This is a genomic window from Thermococcus sp. MV11, assembly GCF_012027285.1.
Classification (GTDB): domain Archaea; phylum Methanobacteriota_B; class Thermococci; order Thermococcales; family Thermococcaceae; genus Thermococcus; species Thermococcus cleftensis.
The window spans coordinates 227,790-245,420 of record NZ_SNUD01000002.1 but is presented as its reverse complement, the minus strand read 5'-3'; the positions used below and the strand labels follow the sequence as shown (position 1 = coordinate 245,420).

The 17,631-nt window shown below is 56.3% G+C and carries 13 protein-coding genes; 11 read left to right on the top strand and 2 right to left on the bottom strand.

All coding sequences use genetic code 11. The annotated features are described in order from the left end of the window. Positions 1–174 precede the first annotated feature (174 nt). The 10 genes from guaB to fdhF all read left to right on the top strand — a co-directional run bounded on the left by guaB (position 175) and on the right by fdhF (position 12,893). Positions 175–1,632: an IMP dehydrogenase gene (gene guaB / locus E3E27_RS06695; protein WP_167773930.1), complete on the top strand. Its 1,458-nt coding sequence runs from the start codon at positions 175–177 to the stop codon at positions 1,630–1,632. Positions 1,633–1,692: 60 nt separating this feature from the next. After that, a complete protein-coding gene (locus E3E27_RS06690) occupies positions 1,693–2,925 on the top strand; it encodes a hypothetical protein (protein ID WP_167773929.1) in 1,233 nt (410 codons plus the stop codon). A gap of 104 nt (positions 2,926–3,029) precedes the next feature. After that, positions 3,030–4,421: a spherulation-specific family 4 protein gene (locus E3E27_RS06685; protein ID WP_240910690.1), complete on the top strand. Its 1,392-nt coding sequence runs from the start codon at positions 3,030–3,032 to the stop codon at positions 4,419–4,421. Between the two features lie 43 nt (positions 4,422–4,464). Then, the gene (locus tag E3E27_RS06680; protein WP_167773927.1) at positions 4,465–5,862 is read left to right on the top strand and encodes an L-aspartate oxidase; all 1,398 of its coding nucleotides are present in this window, start codon (positions 4,465–4,467) and stop codon (positions 5,860–5,862) included. A 63-nt stretch (positions 5,863–5,925) separates the two neighbouring features. After that, positions 5,926–6,834 carry a quinolinate synthase NadA gene (gene nadA, locus E3E27_RS06675; RefSeq protein WP_167773926.1) on the top strand — a complete coding sequence of 303 codons (909 nt, stop codon included), beginning with the start codon at positions 5,926–5,928 and terminating at the stop codon, positions 6,832–6,834. Positions 6,835–6,911: 77 nt separating this feature from the next. Beyond that, on the top strand, positions 6,912–8,222 hold the full coding sequence (locus tag E3E27_RS06670; RefSeq protein ID WP_167773925.1) for an ATP-binding protein: 1,311 nt from the start codon (positions 6,912–6,914) through the stop codon (positions 8,220–8,222). Further along, the gene (gene nadC / locus E3E27_RS06665; protein WP_167773924.1) at positions 8,209–9,042 is read left to right on the top strand and encodes a carboxylating nicotinate-nucleotide diphosphorylase; all 834 of its coding nucleotides are present in this window, start codon (positions 8,209–8,211) and stop codon (positions 9,040–9,042) included. The genes E3E27_RS06670 and nadC overlap by 14 nt, the downstream gene beginning before the upstream one ends. 132 nt (positions 9,043–9,174) lie before the next feature. Further along, a complete protein-coding gene (pdxS, locus tag E3E27_RS06660) occupies positions 9,175–10,182 on the top strand; it encodes a pyridoxal 5'-phosphate synthase lyase subunit PdxS (RefSeq protein WP_167773923.1) in 1,008 nt (335 codons plus the stop codon). A gap of 30 nt (positions 10,183–10,212) precedes the next feature. Next, on the top strand, positions 10,213–10,806 hold the full coding sequence (pdxT, locus tag E3E27_RS06655; protein ID WP_167773922.1) for a pyridoxal 5'-phosphate synthase glutaminase subunit PdxT: 594 nt from the start codon (positions 10,213–10,215) through the stop codon (positions 10,804–10,806). Between the two features lie 74 nt (positions 10,807–10,880). After that, positions 10,881–12,893: a formate dehydrogenase subunit alpha gene (gene fdhF / locus E3E27_RS06650; RefSeq protein WP_167773921.1), complete on the top strand. Its 2,013-nt coding sequence runs from the start codon at positions 10,881–10,883 to the stop codon at positions 12,891–12,893. Here fdhF and purF read toward each other — a convergent pair. Beyond that, positions 12,856–14,190 (bottom strand): amidophosphoribosyltransferase, encoded by a 1,335-nt coding sequence (gene purF / locus E3E27_RS06645; protein WP_167773920.1) that lies wholly within the window; start codon positions 14,188–14,190, stop codon positions 12,856–12,858. The two genes, fdhF and purF, sit on opposite strands and share 38 nt — an antisense overlap. A 162-nt stretch (positions 14,191–14,352) precedes the next feature. Here purF and purC point away from each other — a divergent pair, with 162 nt between their 5' ends. After that, complete coding sequence (purC, locus tag E3E27_RS06640) at positions 14,353–15,048, top strand: phosphoribosylaminoimidazolesuccinocarboxamide synthase (RefSeq protein WP_305793605.1); 696 nt, start codon at positions 14,353–14,355, stop codon at positions 15,046–15,048. Here purC and E3E27_RS06635 read toward each other — a convergent pair. Continuing rightward, the gene (locus tag E3E27_RS06635; protein ID WP_167773918.1) at positions 15,021–17,624 is read right to left on the bottom strand and encodes an ATP-dependent helicase; all 2,604 of its coding nucleotides are present in this window, start codon (positions 17,622–17,624) and stop codon (positions 15,021–15,023) included. The genes purC and E3E27_RS06635 overlap by 28 nt on opposite strands. Positions 17,625–17,631: the final 7 nt, after the last annotated feature.

Here is a 17,631-nt window from a genome sequence, read left to right as displayed (position 1 = left end):
CCGTGCACGGACATGGGCATCTGCTTAAAAGGTTTACGTTTGTAAAACTGGCTTGTGGGTTTGAAAACGTTCGAATACCCCACCTGCATCGCTCCGGGTTCCGGGAACCGCCGAGGAAACCCTTAAAAACCCTTGACAGGTTCACGTTAAAAAGGACGTGGAGGTCCGGCAAAGATGGGGAAGTTTGAACACAAACTTGTTAATGCGATCAAAGGCTACACCTTTGACGACGTTCTCCTCATACCGCAGGCGACCGAGGTCGAGCCCAAGGACGTGGACGTCTCGACTCGGATAACCCCCAACGTCAGGCTCAAGGTCCCGATTCTCAGCGCGGCGATGGACACCGTGACCGAGTGGGAGATGGCCGTCGCTATGGCCAGGGAGGGCGGTCTCGGCGTCATACACAGGAACATGAGCGTGAGCGAACAGGTCGAACAGGTGAGGAAGGTCAAGAGGGCGGAGCGCTTCATCGTTGAAGATGTAATCTCAATCTCACCGGACGAGACGATTGACTACGCCCTCTTTTTGATGGAGAAGAACGGCATCGACGGCCTCCCCGTGGTCGATGGTGACGGAAGGGTGGTGGGGATAGTCACCAAGAAGGACATAGCGGCAAAGGAGGGCCGGCTCGTCAGGGAGGTCATGACCGGCGAGGTCATAACGGTCGGAGAGGACGTCTCCGTGGAGGAGGCCCTCGACGTGATGGTGGCGCGGGGGATAGCGAGACTGCCTGTCCTCGATGAAAACGGCCGCCTAGTGGGAATAATCACGATGAGCGACCTCCTAATGAGGAAGAAGTACAGGAACGCGGTGAGGGACGAAAACGGCGACCTGCTCGTGGCCGCGGCAGTTGGCCCCTTCGACCTCGAGAGGGCAAAGGCACTCGACAGGGCCGGCGCGGATATAATAGTCGTAGACACGGCCCACGCCCACAACCTCAAGGCGATAAAGGCCATGAAGGAAATCAGGGAAGCCGTCGATTCTGATTTGATCGTCGGAAACATCGCCAACCCCGCGGCGGTCGATGACCTGACTTTTGCCGACGCGGTCAAGGTCGGAATCGGACCGGGGAGCATATGCACCACGAGGGTCGTGGCTGGCGTTGGAGTTCCCCAGGTTACTGCCATAGCTCTCGTCGCGGACAGGGCAGGTGAATATGGGCTTCATGTCATAGCCGATGGCGGAATCCGCTACTCCGGCGATATAGTCAAGGCCATCGCCTCTGGGGCTGACGCTGTTATGCTCGGCTCCCTTTTGGCAGGAACCAGAGAGGCACCGGGCAGGGAGGTTGTAATCAACGGCAGGAGGTACAAGCAGTACCGCGGCATGGGCTCGCTCGGAGCGATGATGAAGGGTGGAGCGGAGAGGTACTACCAGAAGGGCCACATGAAGACGAGGAAGTTCGTCCCGGAGGGCGTTGAAGGCGTCGTTCCCTACAAGGGGCCCGTCGGTGAGGTTCTCTACCAGCTCGTTGGGGGACTCCGCTCGGGAATGGGCTACGTCGGGGCAAGGAGCATTTCCGAGCTCAAGGAGAAGGGAGAGTTCGTGATCATAACTCAGGCGGGAGTTAGGGAGAGCCACCCGCACGACATCTTCATCACCAACGAGGCCCCGAACTATCCAACTAGGTAAGCAGGTTGTCCCACCGAAATTATTTTAAGTGGTACTTAATATCCCATTTGGTGGGATATAATGAGATGGGCGTCACTGTTGTTGCTCATCTTTATCATTTCTCCCCTGGTGGCGGCTGAGGAGTACAACGTTATCGGTCCTGCCGAGACGGTAGCGGTTGCCCCAGGAGGGGATTACTACATAGTAGTTCGCGGAGACGGCTCCTTTGTGAACGCCACCCTCGTCAGAGTGCTCGATGACAATCCGGTAAAAAATGTTACCGTGGACTCTGTAGCTGGGGTTTACGTCCTCAACTCTAACGTGGTGCTGGACGTTGATTCCTTGGTCGAAGATAGCTTTGTGAGGTACATTGTGGTGTGGAAGGCCAAGAACGACAGTTACATCTACTACAGCGTCATTGATTCAAACGGTGATACAGTCACCAGAACCACTCGACTGGACGTAATAAAGCCCGATTATATTAGCGTGTCCAATGGAGGAGGATACTTCGTCGTGGTATACGAGAAGTACAACAGCAACGAGCTTTACTACTCGGTTCTTGATGCATCGGGGGACATCGTTGATAGGGGACTTCTCTACACCGGGAAGGGTGCGATTCACTACAGTGTAATAGCGTACGACCGGGAGAGCGGATACTTCGGAGTTGCGTTCAGAGAGAGCTGGAACGACGGATCCAGCTACAATCTAACCTTTATCGACTTTAAACTTCTCCCGGGTGGTGCCATTAACCTGTCGAGCGTTCACCGCGCAAGCTTTCCTGTTCGTGTATCCGCGGTAAGCGTCGCTCCGGGAATGGGCGGGTTCTTCGTGGCGTACAGGGAGTACTACTCCCCCTATTCCTGGGTGGTGATCGAAATACCCGATCCTCAATCACCCGGAACTTACAGTCAGGTGGTCGAGCTTTCTAGGGCCCGGAGCTCTGTCAGGGGAGATCTGGATCTCGTGCCCAACGAGACCTCCCCATACTTGGTCTTTGCCTATGAGAACCAGACTTCTGACTTGGTGTACGTGATCAAGCTGGTTAAGATAGGCTTGAACGGGGACATCCTGGGGGCCCTCTCCATAATACCTTCTTCCGGCAACTTCAGGTATCCATCTCTCGCGGTATCTTCTGTAACTCCAGTCGAGGCCTACGCAATTGGGTGGCTTGAAGCTGATAACGGCCGCGCCCTAAGCTCGGAGTACAAGTCGGACCTCACGGCGGTCAGTGAGGTCAACCAAGTGCCGTTCTTTGGTACCCCCGCCGTGGCCGTTGCTCTCGTGGTGATCGCCTGGTTTGTGGCCAGGAGATGAATTTTCTGCCTTCCTTTTTTGGTACGTTTGTTGCTCATGACGTAACTCACTGGATTTCAACACTTTTTTAAAATTAGGCGGCCGAACTAAAGTAGGTGGAGAAGATGAAATCATCGGGGCCCATAATACTCGCGATGGTTGTTGGTCTTGGTTTGATGTTCGCACCCCCGGTGGTCTCTGGAGCCGGAACTCAGTCCCTTCTCATCCCATTATACGTTTATCCGGGCTGTTCTTGGGATTCTGTCATTGGCCTTAAAGCCCAGTACTCTGTTAACATTGTGATTATAGCCAACCCTGCCAACGGCCCGGGGTACCAAAAGGACTCCGTTTACGCCGAGTACATACAGAAGATGCGTGACGCGGGGATATCGGTTCTCGGCTACGTGTGGACCAACTACGGGAAACGCGACTCCTCAATAGTCGAGGACGAGATAGACAGTTGGGTCTCCTGGTACAACGTCAGCGGGATATTTTTCGACGGTGTGAACGTCTCGGCCGGTACTGAGGGGTACTACTCCAGTCTCGTGAACTACGTGAAGGGCAAGTCACAGTCGTACCTCGTGGTCGGAAACCCCGGCGCCTATGACCCCTCCACCCTAGCGGATTACACCGCGATCTTCGACGTCCTGGTGATATACGACAGTCCAGACTATCCCCCCTCCTGGCCAAGTGGCACCGACCCCTCGAAGCTGGGTGCTATGGTATACGGAGTGTCCTCCTTCGATGAGACGGCCTTCAAGGATCTTGCATCTAAGGCGTACTACGTGTACGTGACCGATGATGGAGACGACAATCCGTGGGACAGCCTCTCAAGCTATGTGGTGGACGAGGCGGCCGTTCTGGCGGGGGTCCCCAAGGTGAACTACGTCCTTAGGGTTAGCTCCCACAACACAACGGGGTATTCCGTGATTGAGCGCTACCCCAGCTACGACGTCTCGGGGGGTACATACAACGTCAGCTGGGACGTTCTCTTGAGGAACTGGGATTCCTCCGGTGCGGGAGTGCAGTTGATGTACCTGGTTCTTGACCAGGGTGGGAGCACCGTCGAGGTTCACTTCGATTGGGCTTACTACGGAAACGGAACCGCTCTCTACGCCTGCTACGGCTGGACAAGCTGTACCGACACTGATTTCAACGTCACCTCCTCCTGGCACAGGTTGGCCATAGCGGTTGATTCGGCGTCGGTTAAGTTCTACGTCGATGGGCTTGAAGTCAGAAACGTCGCCACGGGTGGGGCGGTGGAGGTTCTCCGTGTGGGTGCCGGGTCGTGGGACAAAACATCGCAGTACGACCTCTATATAGACAACGTGACGGAGAAGGCGGGAGTAGGGAGCGTCGTGGAGACCTTTGACTGTGGGAGCAACTGCTACTTCAGCACCCTCGTTGGGGACGTTGGCATCGTGCCTGCCAGTACAGTGGCGGTACCTTTCTTTGGCGCTTCAACCACGGTGGTGGTTCTGGCTGTGACGGCGGCACTGCTGATGAGACGTTGGTAGAAAAGCGTTTAAGTCCTACCTCTATCTTTTCTCCGGTGGTGAGATGAGGGTTGGAATCATCGGAAGCGGTGCCGCGGGATTGACGGCAGCCATAGCCCTGGCGAGGCGGGGCTTTGACGTGACGGTCATCGGTGAGGGGATACGGGAGAGCAACTCCTACCTCGCCCAGGCTGGAATAGCCTTTCCCATTCTGGACGGTGATTCTCCCAGGACTCACGTTCTCGACACGATCAGGGCTGGCAAGTACCTCAACGATGAGGAGGTCGTGTGGAGCGTGGTCTCTAAGGCAAGCGAGGCCTACGAGTTCCTTCTTTCAATAGGCCTTGAGTTTGAGACCAACGAGACCGAGGGCGGGCACTCCTTTCCCAGGATTTTCACGATTAAGAACGAGACCGGGAAGCACCTAATGAAGCTCCTCCACCTGGTGGCGAGGGAGGCGGGCGTCCACTTCGTCGATGGCCTTGCCGAGGAGCTGGTCGCGAGGGAAGGAAAGGCCTACGGGGTCTTTCTTGATGGCGAGCTCCTTGGGTTTGACGCTACTATCATAGCAACCGGTGGCTTCGCTTCGCTCTTCAAGTACACTGCCGGTTCCCCCCTCAACCTCGGCACCCTCATCGGCGATGCCGTTATGAAAGGCGCCCCGGCGAGGGATCTGGAGTTCGTCCAGTTTCACCCAACGGGCTACATCGGAAAGAGCGTTGTTTTTTTGATCAGCGAAGCCGTCCGCGGTGCCGGGGCAAAGCTAATCACCGAAGACGGCGAGCGCTTCGTGAACGAGCTCTCCACGAGGGACATCGTGGCAAGGGCCATATACAACCAGATGAGGGCCGGTAAGAGGGTCTTCCTCGACGCGACTGGCATAGAGGACTTCAAGAGGCGTTTCCCCCAGATATACGCCTTCCTGCGGAAGGACGGCCTCGACCCCTCCAGGGACCCAATTCCCGTCTCCCCAATAGCTCACTACACCATCGGGGGAATCTCCGTAGACATCTGGTACAGAACGAGGATTAAAAACCTCTACGCCGTCGGAGAGGCCATGAGCAACGGCTTCCACGGTGCGAACAGACTCGCCAGCAACTCGCTCCTCGAGTGCATCGTGAGCGGACTTGAGGTCGCGAGGACGATAGCGCGGGATAGGCCGAGACTTGGCGGGGTTCCAGAGGTTCCCTACACCTTCGACTCCCTTGGGGACGTTGAAGCCCTCAGGGAAATACTGTGGGAGCACGCTGGCATTGTGAGGACTGCCAGCAACTTGAGGGCCGGCCTGGAAAAGCTTGGCGAGATCGAGGCCGACCCAAGGCTTAAGCTGCTCGCGAGGGGTGTTCTTGAGTGTGCCCTGGTGAGGGAGGAAAGCAGGGGCGCCCACTACCGCGAGGACTTCCCCGTTATGAGGAAGGAGTTCGAGAGGCCGAGCTTCTTCGATGGGGAGTGCAGGCTCTAACCAAAGGTGTCCAAAAACCCTTTTAATCCCCCTCTTCTACCACAATTCAAGCGAGGTGAGAGTATGGAGAAGGAGACGCTCATAGCCGAGATTGAACGTCTCAAGGAAGAGAGGAACGCCATAATAATGGCCCACAACTACCAGCTCCCCGAGGTTCAGGACATAGCGGACTTCCTCGGCGACAGCCTGGAGCTCGCGAGGAAGGCCGTTAAGGTTGACGCGGACGTCATAGTCTTCGCGGGAGTGGACTTCATGGCCGAGACCGCCAAAATCCTCAACCCGGAGAAGACCGTCCTCCTGCCGGCGAGGAGGGCGACCTGCGCGATGGCCAACATGCTGAAGGTCGAGCACATCCTCAGGGCCAAGGAGCAGTATCCTGATGCTCCGGTGGTTCTCTACGTGAACACCACCGCCGAGGCCAAGGCCTACGCCGACGTTACGGTTACCTCCGCCAACGCCGTCAAAATAGTTGAAAAGCTCGATTCCGATGTCATAATCTTCGGTCCCGACAAGAACCTCGCGAGCTACGTCGCCAGGGTCACAGGAAAGAAAGTCGTTCCCGTCCCCGAGCACGGCCACTGCTACGTCCACAGGAAGTTCACGCTGGCAGATGTGGAGCGCGCAAGGAAGCTCTATCCGAACGCCAAGCTGATGGTTCACCCGGAGTGCGAGCCCGAGGTTCAGGAGAGGGCAGATATCATAGTCTCCACGGGCGGAATGATAAGGCGCGCACCGGAATGGAACGAGTGGGTGGTGTTCACCGAGCACGAGATGGTTTACCGCCTTCAGAAGCTTTACCCGGATATTAGGTTCCACCCGGCGAGGGAAGACGCAATCTGCGTCGGCATGAAGGCGATAACGCTCAACCACATCTACGAGTCCCTCAGGGACATGAAGTACGAGGTTGAAGTGCCCAGAGAGATAGCCGAGAAAGCTAAGAGGGCCATCGAGAAGATGCTGGAGATGAGTTAAGTCTGGAGGGAAAGATTCCGCCATTTTTGTTAAGTAGGGAGGGAAACTTTTTAAGGATTTTTACCTCTTCATTTAACATGAGCCGCGAGGAAACGATAGCCCAAATTGTGATGGACTACCTCAATCTCAGCGTTGAGGGTGTCGAGCGGGAGCTGAGCGTTCCAGAGGACATCCGGATAAACAAGGCAATAACAATAATCGGCCCAAGAAGGGCCGGAAAGACATTTTACATCCTTCAAAAGTTTTCCAAACTGAGGAATGCCGGTAAAGCGGCCGTCTTCTTCCCCCTCGACGATGACAGAATATTCCCTCCAACGCCCGATGACCTTTCAACCCTCGTGAGGGTGTTCTACGAGCTCTTCCCAGATGCCGACGAGAAGTACCTTTTTCTCGACGAGATTCAGAACGTCCCCAACTGGGAGCTTTTCGTTAAGCGTGTCCTGGAGCGCGATGGGTTCAGGGTTTACTTGACCGGCTCCTCCTCAAAGCTCCTCAGCAGGGAGATAGCGACAGCCCTCCGCGGAAGGACGCTGACGTTTGAGATGATGCCCTTCAGCTTCCGGGAGTTCCTCAGGGCCAAGGGGATTGAGGTGGGCAGGTATCTCTCGACGAGAGAAGAGGCGGTTGTCAAGACCCTTCTGAGGGAGTATCTGGAGTTCGGCGGCTTTCCAGAGGTCGTTCTTATCGAGGACAGGTACCTGAAGCGGAAAACGCTTTCCGAGTACGTGGATGTGATGCTCTACCGCGACGTTGTTGAAAGGCATGGGATAAAGAATCTAAAGGCGGTCAGGCTGTTCCTGAAGCTCCTCATAACGTCCTTTGCCAAGGAGTTCTCGGTGAACCGAACGGCCAGGTACATGAAGGGCATTGGCGTGGACGTCAGCAAGAACACCCTCTACAGCTACTTCGACTACTTTGAAGAAGCTTACATGGTCTTCCCGCTCAAGAAGTTTTCCTACAACCTAAAGGAGGTTGAGAAGAGCCTTCCAAAGGTTTACATCGTTGATACCGGCCTGATAAACGCCTACTCGCTTCGCTTTGGGGAGACCATCGGCAGGCTCATTGAGAACGCCGTTTTCCTTGAACTCAGAAGGCGCGAGAGAGAGCTCTACTACTTCAAGGACGAGCGTGGAAGAGAGGTTGATTTCCTCGTAAAGGAGGGAAAGGATATCCTGGAGCTCATACAGGTCAGTTATTCACTTGAAAGCCCTGAAACGTTCGAACGGGAGGTCTCGGCACTGCTGAGTGCCTCGGAGAAACTCGACTGCGAAAACCTAACGATAATAAACTGGGACAGAGATGACATCATTGAGGTCAAGGGGAAAAAGGTTAGGCTCGTCCCTCTCTGGAAGTTCCTGCTTGGAGGTGAGGGTGATGATAAATCTTAGTTATCTCCTGCAATTTATAGAAGAGGACGCCCCCTTTGGAGACGTCACGAGCGAGGCGGTTATTCCTGAGGGAACGAAGGCCAAAGCAGTAATCATCGCGAAGGGGGAAGGAATAATAGCGGGAGTCGAGGAAGCCAAGGCACTCTTCGAGCACTTTGGAGTTGAAGTGAAGGTTAGAAAGCGCGACGGAGAAGAAGTGAAAAAGGGCGACGTTATCCTCGAGCTTGAGGGGGACGCGAGGGCAATACTCCTCGTCGAGAGAACCGCCCTAAACGTCATGGGCAGGATGAGCGGCATAGCCACCGAGGTCAGGAAGCTGGTCGAGAAGGTTAAAGCCGTAAACCCGAAGGTTCGGGTTGCTGGGACGAGAAAAACCCTGCTCAAGCCGATAGACAAGAGGGCGATACTCATCGGCGGCGGTGAACCCCACCGCTTCTCGCTGAGCGACGCGATACTCATAAAGGATAACCACCTCGCTTTGGTTCCGCTGGAGGAGGCGATAAAGAGGGCCAGGGCCATCTCCGCCTACAAGGTCGTTGAGGTTGAGGTCGAGAGCCTTGAGGACGCACTAAAAGCCGCCAGGGCAGGGGCCGACGTCGTGATGCTCGACAACATGAGTCCGGCCGAGATAGCCGAGGTTTTAACTGTTCTCAAGCGGGAAGGGCTCAGGGAGAGGGTTAAAATTGAAGTCAGCGGTGGAATAACGCCAGAGAACATAACCGAGTACGCCGAGCTTGACATCGACGTGATAAGCCTCGGCTACCTGACGCACTCTGTGAAGAACTTCGACGTCAGCCTTGAGATAATTGGAAAGATATGAACGGGGATTTTTCGTCTTTTTCTGATTTTTTCGAGGAGTTTTTTATTTCTCAGTGAACTTTCCGGGGCAGGGTTTATATTCAAGTTTTTCCTTGAATTTAATTGCAAGCCAAAACTTGAAAAGGTGAGGGAGATGGGAAGGCTCGATGTTATCGAGGCTAAGGGTACCGAGAGGCTCAAGAGGGGCTTTGCAAAGATGGTGAAGGGCGGCGTCATAATGGACGTCACCAACGCCGAGCAGGCGAGGATTGCGGAGGAAGCCGGAGCCGTCTCTGTCATGGCCCTCCACCGCGTTCCAGCCGACATCAGGAAGGCAGGTGGCGTTGCCAGAATGGCCCCGATAGAGAAGATTCAGGAGATAATGGACGCGGTTACGATTCCGGTCATGGCCAAGGTCAGGATAGGCCACGTGGCAGAGGCCAAAATACTCGAGGCCCTCGGTGTGGACATGATCGACGAGAGCGAGGTTCTCACGCCTTCCGACCCGTTCTTCCACATAGACAAGAGGGAATTCACCGTTCCCTTCGTCTGCGGGGCCAGAAATCTCGGCGAGGCCGTCAGGAGGATATGGGAAGGCTCGGCCATGATCAGAACCAAGGGCGAGGCCGGGACCGGCAACATCGTCGAGGCGGTCAGGCACGTCCGCCTAGTCGCCGAGGGGATAAGGCAGATTCAGGCCATGACCGACGAGCAGGTCTACGGGGTTGCGGAGAAGTTCGCAGAGCCATACCTGAGGCTTGCCCTCAACGTCAAGGAGATAGCTGGCCTCCCAACGAGGGTCCTTGAGAACGAGCCGATTTACGGCCACTACACCTACCGCGAGATAGTTGACGGCCTCTACAGGGTTCTCCTCGAAATAAAGAAGCTCGGCCGCCTTCCTGTTGTGAACTTCGCGGCTGGAGGAGTTGCAACGCCGGCCGATGCAGCTTTGATGATGCAGATGGGTATGGACGGCGTCTTCGTAGGCTCGGGAATCTTCAAGAGCTCCAATCCGGAAAAGATGGCCAGGGCCATAGTCGAGGCCGTCAACCACTGGGACGAGCCGGATGTTCTCGTCGAGATAAGCAAAGAGATTGGCGAGCCGATGAAGGGTCAGGACATCGAAGAGCTCGAAGTCCGCCTTGAGGAGAGGGGCGTCTGAGCCCTTTCCAACTCTTTTGGAGGGATTGAAATGGTCAAGGTGGGTGTCATAGGCCTCCAGGGCGACGTCAGCGAGCACATAGAGGCGAGCAAAAGGGCTTTGGAGAACCTCGGGGTTTCCGGCGAGGTCATCTGGCTCAGGAAGCCGGAAGGGCTCGAAGGAATCTCTGCAATCATAATCCCCGGCGGCGAGAGCACGACCATCTCGAGGCTCATGGTGAAGAGCGGCCTCCTCGAGCCAGTCAGGAAGCTCGGTGAGGAGGGGCTTCCAATAATGGGCACCTGCGCTGGCTTGATAATGCTCTCGAAGGAGGTAGTCGGCGCCACTCCGGAGCAGAGGTTCCTCGAGCTTCTCGACGTTCGTGTTAATAGAAACGCCTACGGCAGGCAGGTGGACAGCTTTGAGGCGCCGATAAAGCTAGCTTTCAGCGAAGAACCCTTCCCAGGGGTCTTCATTCGCGCCCCGAGGATAGTAGAACTCCTCAGCGACAGGGTGAGGCCGATAGCGTGGCTCGGAGACAGGGTTGTCGGCGTCGAGGAGGACAACCTAATCGGCCTCGAGTTCCACCCCGAGCTGACCGACGACACGAGGGTTCACGAGTACTTCCTAGGGAAGGCCCTCTGAATCTTTACAAATTTTCGTCGATTATCTCCAAAAAAATTTATATTTTTTAGCTTTTCCTGTCTAATGGTGGTAGCGTGAAGACGGTGGTGTGCCCCTACTGCGGTTTCGGCTGCAAGCTCCTTATTGGCGAGGAGAGGAGAATGGTGAAGCCTTACCCCGGCGAACCCAACCGCGGGAAGCTCTGCCCGAAGGGACTCTACGCCCTCGAGTTCGTCTTCTCGAAGGACAGGCTCAAGAGACCACTCAAGCGGGTCGGCTCGGCGATGGTTCCGATAAGCTGGGGCGTTGCACTCGAGGAGATAGCGAACCGGCTCCTCGAGATTCGCGAGCTCTACGGTCCTGATGCGGTCGCCTTCATAGCATCGTCCAAAATCAGCAACGAGGAGAACTACCTCCTACAGAAAATCGCGCGCCTCTTCGGCACGAACAACATAGATAACTGCGCGAGGCTGTGCCACGAGGCGAGCGTCCACGCTCTAAAGCTTGCCGTGGGAACCGGGGCGCAGACCAACCCCTACGAAGACCTTGAGAGGTTCGGGGTTATACTAATATGGGGCTACAACCCGGCCGAGACCCACCCCGTTGTTATGGATTACATCCTGCGGGCAAAGAGGAAAGGTGCTAAGATAATCGTCGTTGACGTCAGGGAAACCAGAACGATGGCCTTCGCCGACCACAGACTGATTTTAAAGCCCGGAACCGACATAGTCCTCGCAAACGCGATGGCGAACGTTATAATTAGGGAGGAACTGTACGACGAGGAGTTCGTTAAAACGAGAACCTCTGGCTTCTCGGAGGTGAAGATGGGGGTTATGAAGTACACACCCGAGTACGCGGAGAAGGTAACCGGAGTCCCAGCTGAAACCATTCGGGAGGTTGCACGGGAGTTTGCCCTCGCGGGAAGCGGTGCGATAATGTGGGGCATGGGCCTGACACAGCACGTTTCCGGAGTGGAGAACGTCCTGGCGGTAATAAACCTCGCTTTGCTCCTCGGCTACATCGGCGAGAAAGGTGGCCTCTACCCCATGCGCGGCCAGAACAACGTCCAGGGTGCCGCATACATGGGTGCCCTCAGTGAGTTCCTGCCCGGCTACGTTCCGCTGACCGATGAGAGGTTCAGGAAGCGCGTTGCGTCGCTCTGGGGCGTGGAAGACCTTCCAACGGAGCGCGGGCTCTACCTCACCGAGCTGTGGGAGGCCATCGAGAACGGCGACGTCAGGGCGCTCTACATCGTCGGTGAGAACCCCGCCGTCAGCGAGGCTAACTTTGCCCGCGTTAGGGAGGCGCTGAGAAAGCTCGACCTGCTCGTCGTTCAGGATATTTTCATGACCAAGACGGCGCGCTATGCCCACTACATTCTGCCAGCGAGTGCCTTCTGCGAGAAGAGTGGTAGCTACATGAACAGCGAGAGGAGAATCCAGTGGAGCCACAGGGTCTGCCAGCCCCTTGGAGATTCAAAGCCCGACTGGGAGATTCTGACCGCCCTTGGCAGGGCCCTTGGATTGCCCGGCTTTGACTACCGCTCGGTGGAGGAGATTACTGCTGAGTACTTCAAGCTCTTTCCGGAGCTGGAGGACAGGAGTGTCGAGGAGCTGAAGACCGGGGAGGGAATCTTCCTGCCGAGGAAGAGGCTTCACACATGGGAGTTCTCAACCCCCGATGGAAAGGCCCGGCTCATAGCGGTGGAGAGGATTTCTCCCTGGGAAGAGCCAGATGAGGAGTTCCCCCTCGTCCTGACGACCGTCCGGCTGATCAGCCACTACAACACGGGTGAGATGACGCTGAGAAGCCCCTCCCTCCTCGGGCTGATGGGCGAGCCCAGGGCCCTCATCAACGGGCGCGACGCTGAGAGGCTCGGAATCAGCGACGGCGACTGGGTCGAGATAGAAACGAGGCGCGGGAGGATACGAATGCGCGCGAAGCTCGGCGGTGTCCCGGAGGGGCTTGTGGCGGTTCCCTTCCACTTCAAGGCCAACAGGCTGACGAGCGAGGCGCTGAACAAGGCCGGAACGCCGGAGTTCAAGTTCTCGGCCGCTAAAGTGAGAAAGCTCAGAAGCGGAAGGCCCACTCCGGATACTCGCCGGTGAGGCACGCCAGGCAGAGGTCTCTCCTCCCAACGGCCTTTTTCAGCCCATCGACGCTGAGGTACGCCAGGCTGTCCGCTCCTATGGATTCCCTCACCTTCTCAACGCTTCCAAATGCCGCTATGAGTTCGTGTCTCGTCGGAATGTCCACCCCCATGTAGCAGGGATGCCTTATCGGGGGTGAGGCTATCCTGACGTGAACCTCTCTCGCGCCGGCCTTTCTAAGCATGGTAACGATGCGCTTCATGGTCGTCCCCCTGACGATTGAATCATCGACCAGCACGACGCTCTTCCCCTCAATGACTTCCCTCACCGGGGAGAGCTTGAGCTTGACTTTTAGCTCACGGTAGAACTGGCCGGGGGTTATGAACGTCCGCCCTATGTAGCGGTTCTTTATCAGCCCCTCGGAGTAGGGAATACCGCTGACCTGGGAGAAGCCCAGAGCAGCTGCCCTCCCGGAGTCGGGAACGGCTATGACAACGTCCCCATCTGCCGGGCTCTCCTTTGCCAGCTCCCGTCCCATTCTGACCCTCGCGAGGTACACGTTTACACCGTCTATGGTGCTGTCCGGGCGGGCGAAGTATATGTATTCAAAAACGCAGTGATGGTGGCTCTCTCTGGCCAAAACCTTGCTCTCAACCCCGTCTTCCGAGACCAGAAAGACCTCCCCCGGCTTGACGTCCCTCACATCATCAACGAAGAGCCTCAGCGCTGAGTCCTCTGAGGCGAAGTAGTGGCCGTCTCCGTTTCCATAACTCAGCGGGCGAAATCCCACGGGGTCCCTTGCGACGATTATCTTCCCGTCAAATAGGAACGCAACGGAGTAAGCGCCCTTAACCTCGCTGAAGACTCTCCTCATGGCCTCGAACTCGTCCCCGGTCTCGTTAAAGTGCCACAGGAAGGAAATCCCCAGCAGCTCGGAGTCAACCGTGTGGCGGAACTTAACTCCCAGCCGTTCGTAGTGCCTCCTGAGGGGAAGGAAATTCGTGAGAGTCCCGTTGTGGGCAACGGCTACCCTCTTCCCGCAGCAGACCGCCTCGAGCGGCTGGGTTTCGGTGGGGGAGCCGGAAGTTGAGTATCTGACGTGGGCTATCGCCGTGCTGGATTTGAGCTTTGCCAGCTCGCCGTTCCTGAAGACCTCCGAGACGAGTCCTCTCCCCGTCACCGTCCGTATGCGGTGCTTCCACACGCTTATCCCGGCGCTCTCCTGTCCCCTGTGCTGCAGTGCTATCAGCGCGTAGTAGGCCTTCCTTGCTGCGTTTTCGGTTTTTGCTGCGAAGACCCCGCACTTTTCCCTCATGAGGAACCCCGCCAATTTTTTGACTTTAAAATGTCGATAAGTATAAACCCTGACGCCTTACTTTAGCCTTTTTGTGTTTAAAAGCTTTGCCCATAGTTTGCCATTTTTATGATAAAACAACCCTTAAATAGCCCAAAATTTTACATAAACATGGTGAAGCCCATGCAGGTTTATGAAGGTAAGGCGAAAAAAATTATCCCGCTCGATGATGGAAAGGCCATAATGGAGTTCAAGGACGATGCTACGGCCTTCGACGGCAAGAAGAAGGCCCAGTTCAAGGGGAAGGGCTGGCTCAACGCCCAGATAAGCGCGGTTCTCTTCAAGATCCTCGAGGAGAAGGGGGTTAAGACCCACTTCATAGGCGTCGCCGGTGAGAACAGGCTCATCGTTGAGAGGCTTGAAATGTACCCGCTTGAAGTTGTCGTCAGGAACGTCGTCGCCGGAAGCCTGAAGAAGCGCCTTCCGCTGGAAGAAGGAACCGAGCTGCCGGAGCCGATAGTCGAGCTTTACTACAAGGACGACAGCCTCGGCGATCCGATGATAAACCACCACCACGCAAAGATCCTTGGCGTGAGCGAGGAGGAAATCAGGGAGATGGAGCGCATTGCCCTTAAGGTTAACGATGTCCTGAGGGAGTACTTTGCCGAGCGCGGGATAATCCTAGTGGACTTCAAGCTCGAGTTCGGGAAGAACGAGAGGGGCGAGATAGTGCTCGGCGACGAGATAAGCCCGGACACCTGCCGCTTCTGGGACGCCGAAACCAGGGAGAGCCTCGACAAGGACGTCTTCCGCTTCGACAGGGGCGACCTGATAAACGCCTATGAAAGGCTTTATGAGCGCTTAACTGGAACTTCCTGAGCTTCCCCTATCATCGCCATTATCTTTTTGTGGAGCTGTTTGATCAGCTCCCTCCTGTCCTCCATCAGGACAACGTCGCTCGAGCCTATAGCCTCGAGGTTGAAGGCGAAGGGGCTTGGAACGTCCTGCCTCCTGAACTCCACCTTTATTCTGCCCTCCCTGACCCAGTCCAGGAACTGCTCAGCGCCCTCGACGTCCATCTTGTCCTCCATAATCTCGCGGTAGACCTCCTTCAGGAGCGGGAAGTCGGGGTGGTTCTCCTTGAGGACCTTGAGGAGGGAAACCGCCATCACCTGCTGTCTCCCCAGCCTCTTGCTCCTCCCGACGTAGCGCCTGAGGATAAGCAATCCTCGATTGGCCACGTGCCTGAAGCGCCTCTTCAGTAGCTCTGTGTTGTCCAAAGCCAGCTTTAACGTCTCCCTCAGGTCCTCGACCTCGAAAAGCTCCCTTACCTCCTCCTCGCTCAGCTCTACCTCCGGCGGGAGGAGCAGGGCGAAGCCGTTGTCGTTTATCGCTACCCCGACGTTGCAGTTCTTTCTCTTGCTCACGAGGTAGGCGAAGGCCCTGCTCAGCGCGTCGTTCGCGCGCCTCCCTATGATGGTGTGGAAGAAGTAGCGGTTCCTCTTTCCCGGAACGAACTCGACCAAAACCGTTTCATCGTCAGGAACTACCGAATACCTCGCCTGCTCGCGGAAGTAAGCTATTATAGCCCTCGCGGCCTTCTCGTCTATCCCGTACTTCCGCACGAGCCTCCTAACCGCGTCCCTCCGGTGAAGAAGCCCCTTAACCTCCCACCTGAACCTCTGAATGTCGAGGGCCAGGTCAAAGCTGAGAGGAAGCATCTCCGAGAACCAGGCCGGAATGGTTGGCTTCGCCCCTTCGCGGGGAATGACGTAGATCTTGTTACCCCTGCTCTTGACGAACTCGTATGTTCTTCCGGCCAGGACGAAGATGTCGCCGGGCATTAGGCGCTCTGCAAACTCCTCCTCTACCGTCCCGATCATCTGCTTGTCCATCGTGTAAACCCGGATCTTGGCCTCATCTGGAATCGTGCCGACGTTCATGTAGTAAATCGCCCTCGTCATCTTCCCGCGCCGTCCAAAGCGCCCGTCTTCGAGCCATATCTTGGCGTAGACCTTCCTCTCCTCCAAACCTGCGTATTCCCCCGCCAGATACCTCAAAACGCCCATGAAGTCCTCGAAGGGCAGGTCTTTGAAGGGATAAGCGCGCCTCACGAGGTTGTATGCCTCCTCCACCTCCCAGACCCTGTTGAGGGCCATTCCGAGGAGATGCTGGACGAGAACATCGAGCGGGTTCCTTGGGATTTTCACGCGGTCAAGCCGTCTGTTCCTCGCGTTGTGCGCTAAAACCGTAACCTCGACCAAATCGTCCCTGTCGAGGGCCAAAATCACGCCCTTGCTGACCTCGTGGAGCCTGTGGCCTGCCCTGCCGATCCTCTGCAACGCACGGTTCACGCTCTTCGGCGAGCCGATAAGGACGACGAGGTCAATCGTTCCGATGTCTATGCCGAGCTCCAGTGATGTGCTGCTAATTACACAGCGTAATTCGCCCCTCTTCAGCCTCTCCTCAACGTCCAAGCGAACCTCCCTCGACAGCGAGGAGTGGTGGGCCTCTATCAGGCCCTCGAACTCCGGAAAGCGCTTCTTGAGGTTGAAGGCGACCCTCTCGGCACCGCTCCTCGTGTTGGTGAAAATCAGCGTCGTCCTATGAGCTTTTATCAGCTCGGCAAGCCTGTTGTAGAGGGCATCGCTCAGCGCCCCAGCGGGGGTGTAAATCAAATCCTCAACGACGCTCTCGACTTTTATTTCCGTCTGCTTGGCGAAGCTCACATCAACGATGAGCCCGGGCCTCGGCTTCCCGTTTTCAAAGCCGAAGACGAACTTGGCCACCTCCTCGAGCGGGTGTATGGTGGCGCTCAGGCCTATCCTCACGAACCTCTCCTCGGCCATCTCCTGAAGCCTCTCGACGCTGAGCGCGAGGTGGGAACCGCGCTTGTTCTCAGCCAACGCGTGAACCTCGTCTATGATGAGGTACTTTACAGTTCTCAGCCTCTCGCGGAACTTTGGGGCGTTTAAAGCAATGGCAAGGCTCTCGGGAGTGGTTATGAGTATGTGTGGCGGCTTCCTCACCATCTTGCTCTTCTCGTAGCTTGAAGTGTCGCTCGTCCTTATGCCGACCCTTCTCTCCGGGATTTCGTAGCCGAGCTCCCTCGCCACTTCCTTTATCTCGGCTAAAGGCCCCTCCAGGTTGCGCTTTATGTCGTTGTTCAAAGCCCTCAAAGGGGAAACGTAGAGCACGTAGATTTTGTCCTCGAGCTTACCCTCCTTGCCGAGGAGGATGAGCTCATTTATCGCCGAGAGAAAAGCGGAGAGCGTTTTTCCGGAGCCCGTTGGCGAGGAGATGAGGACGTTCTCACCTTTATGAATTTCCATGACCGCGTAGCGCTGGGGTGGGGTGAAGGTGCCGAACTTCCGCTTAAACCACTCCCTAACCGGTTCGCTCAGGATCGAGAATATCTCTTCGTCGCTGTATTCCCTCTCGGCCCATCGTATCATGATTGGA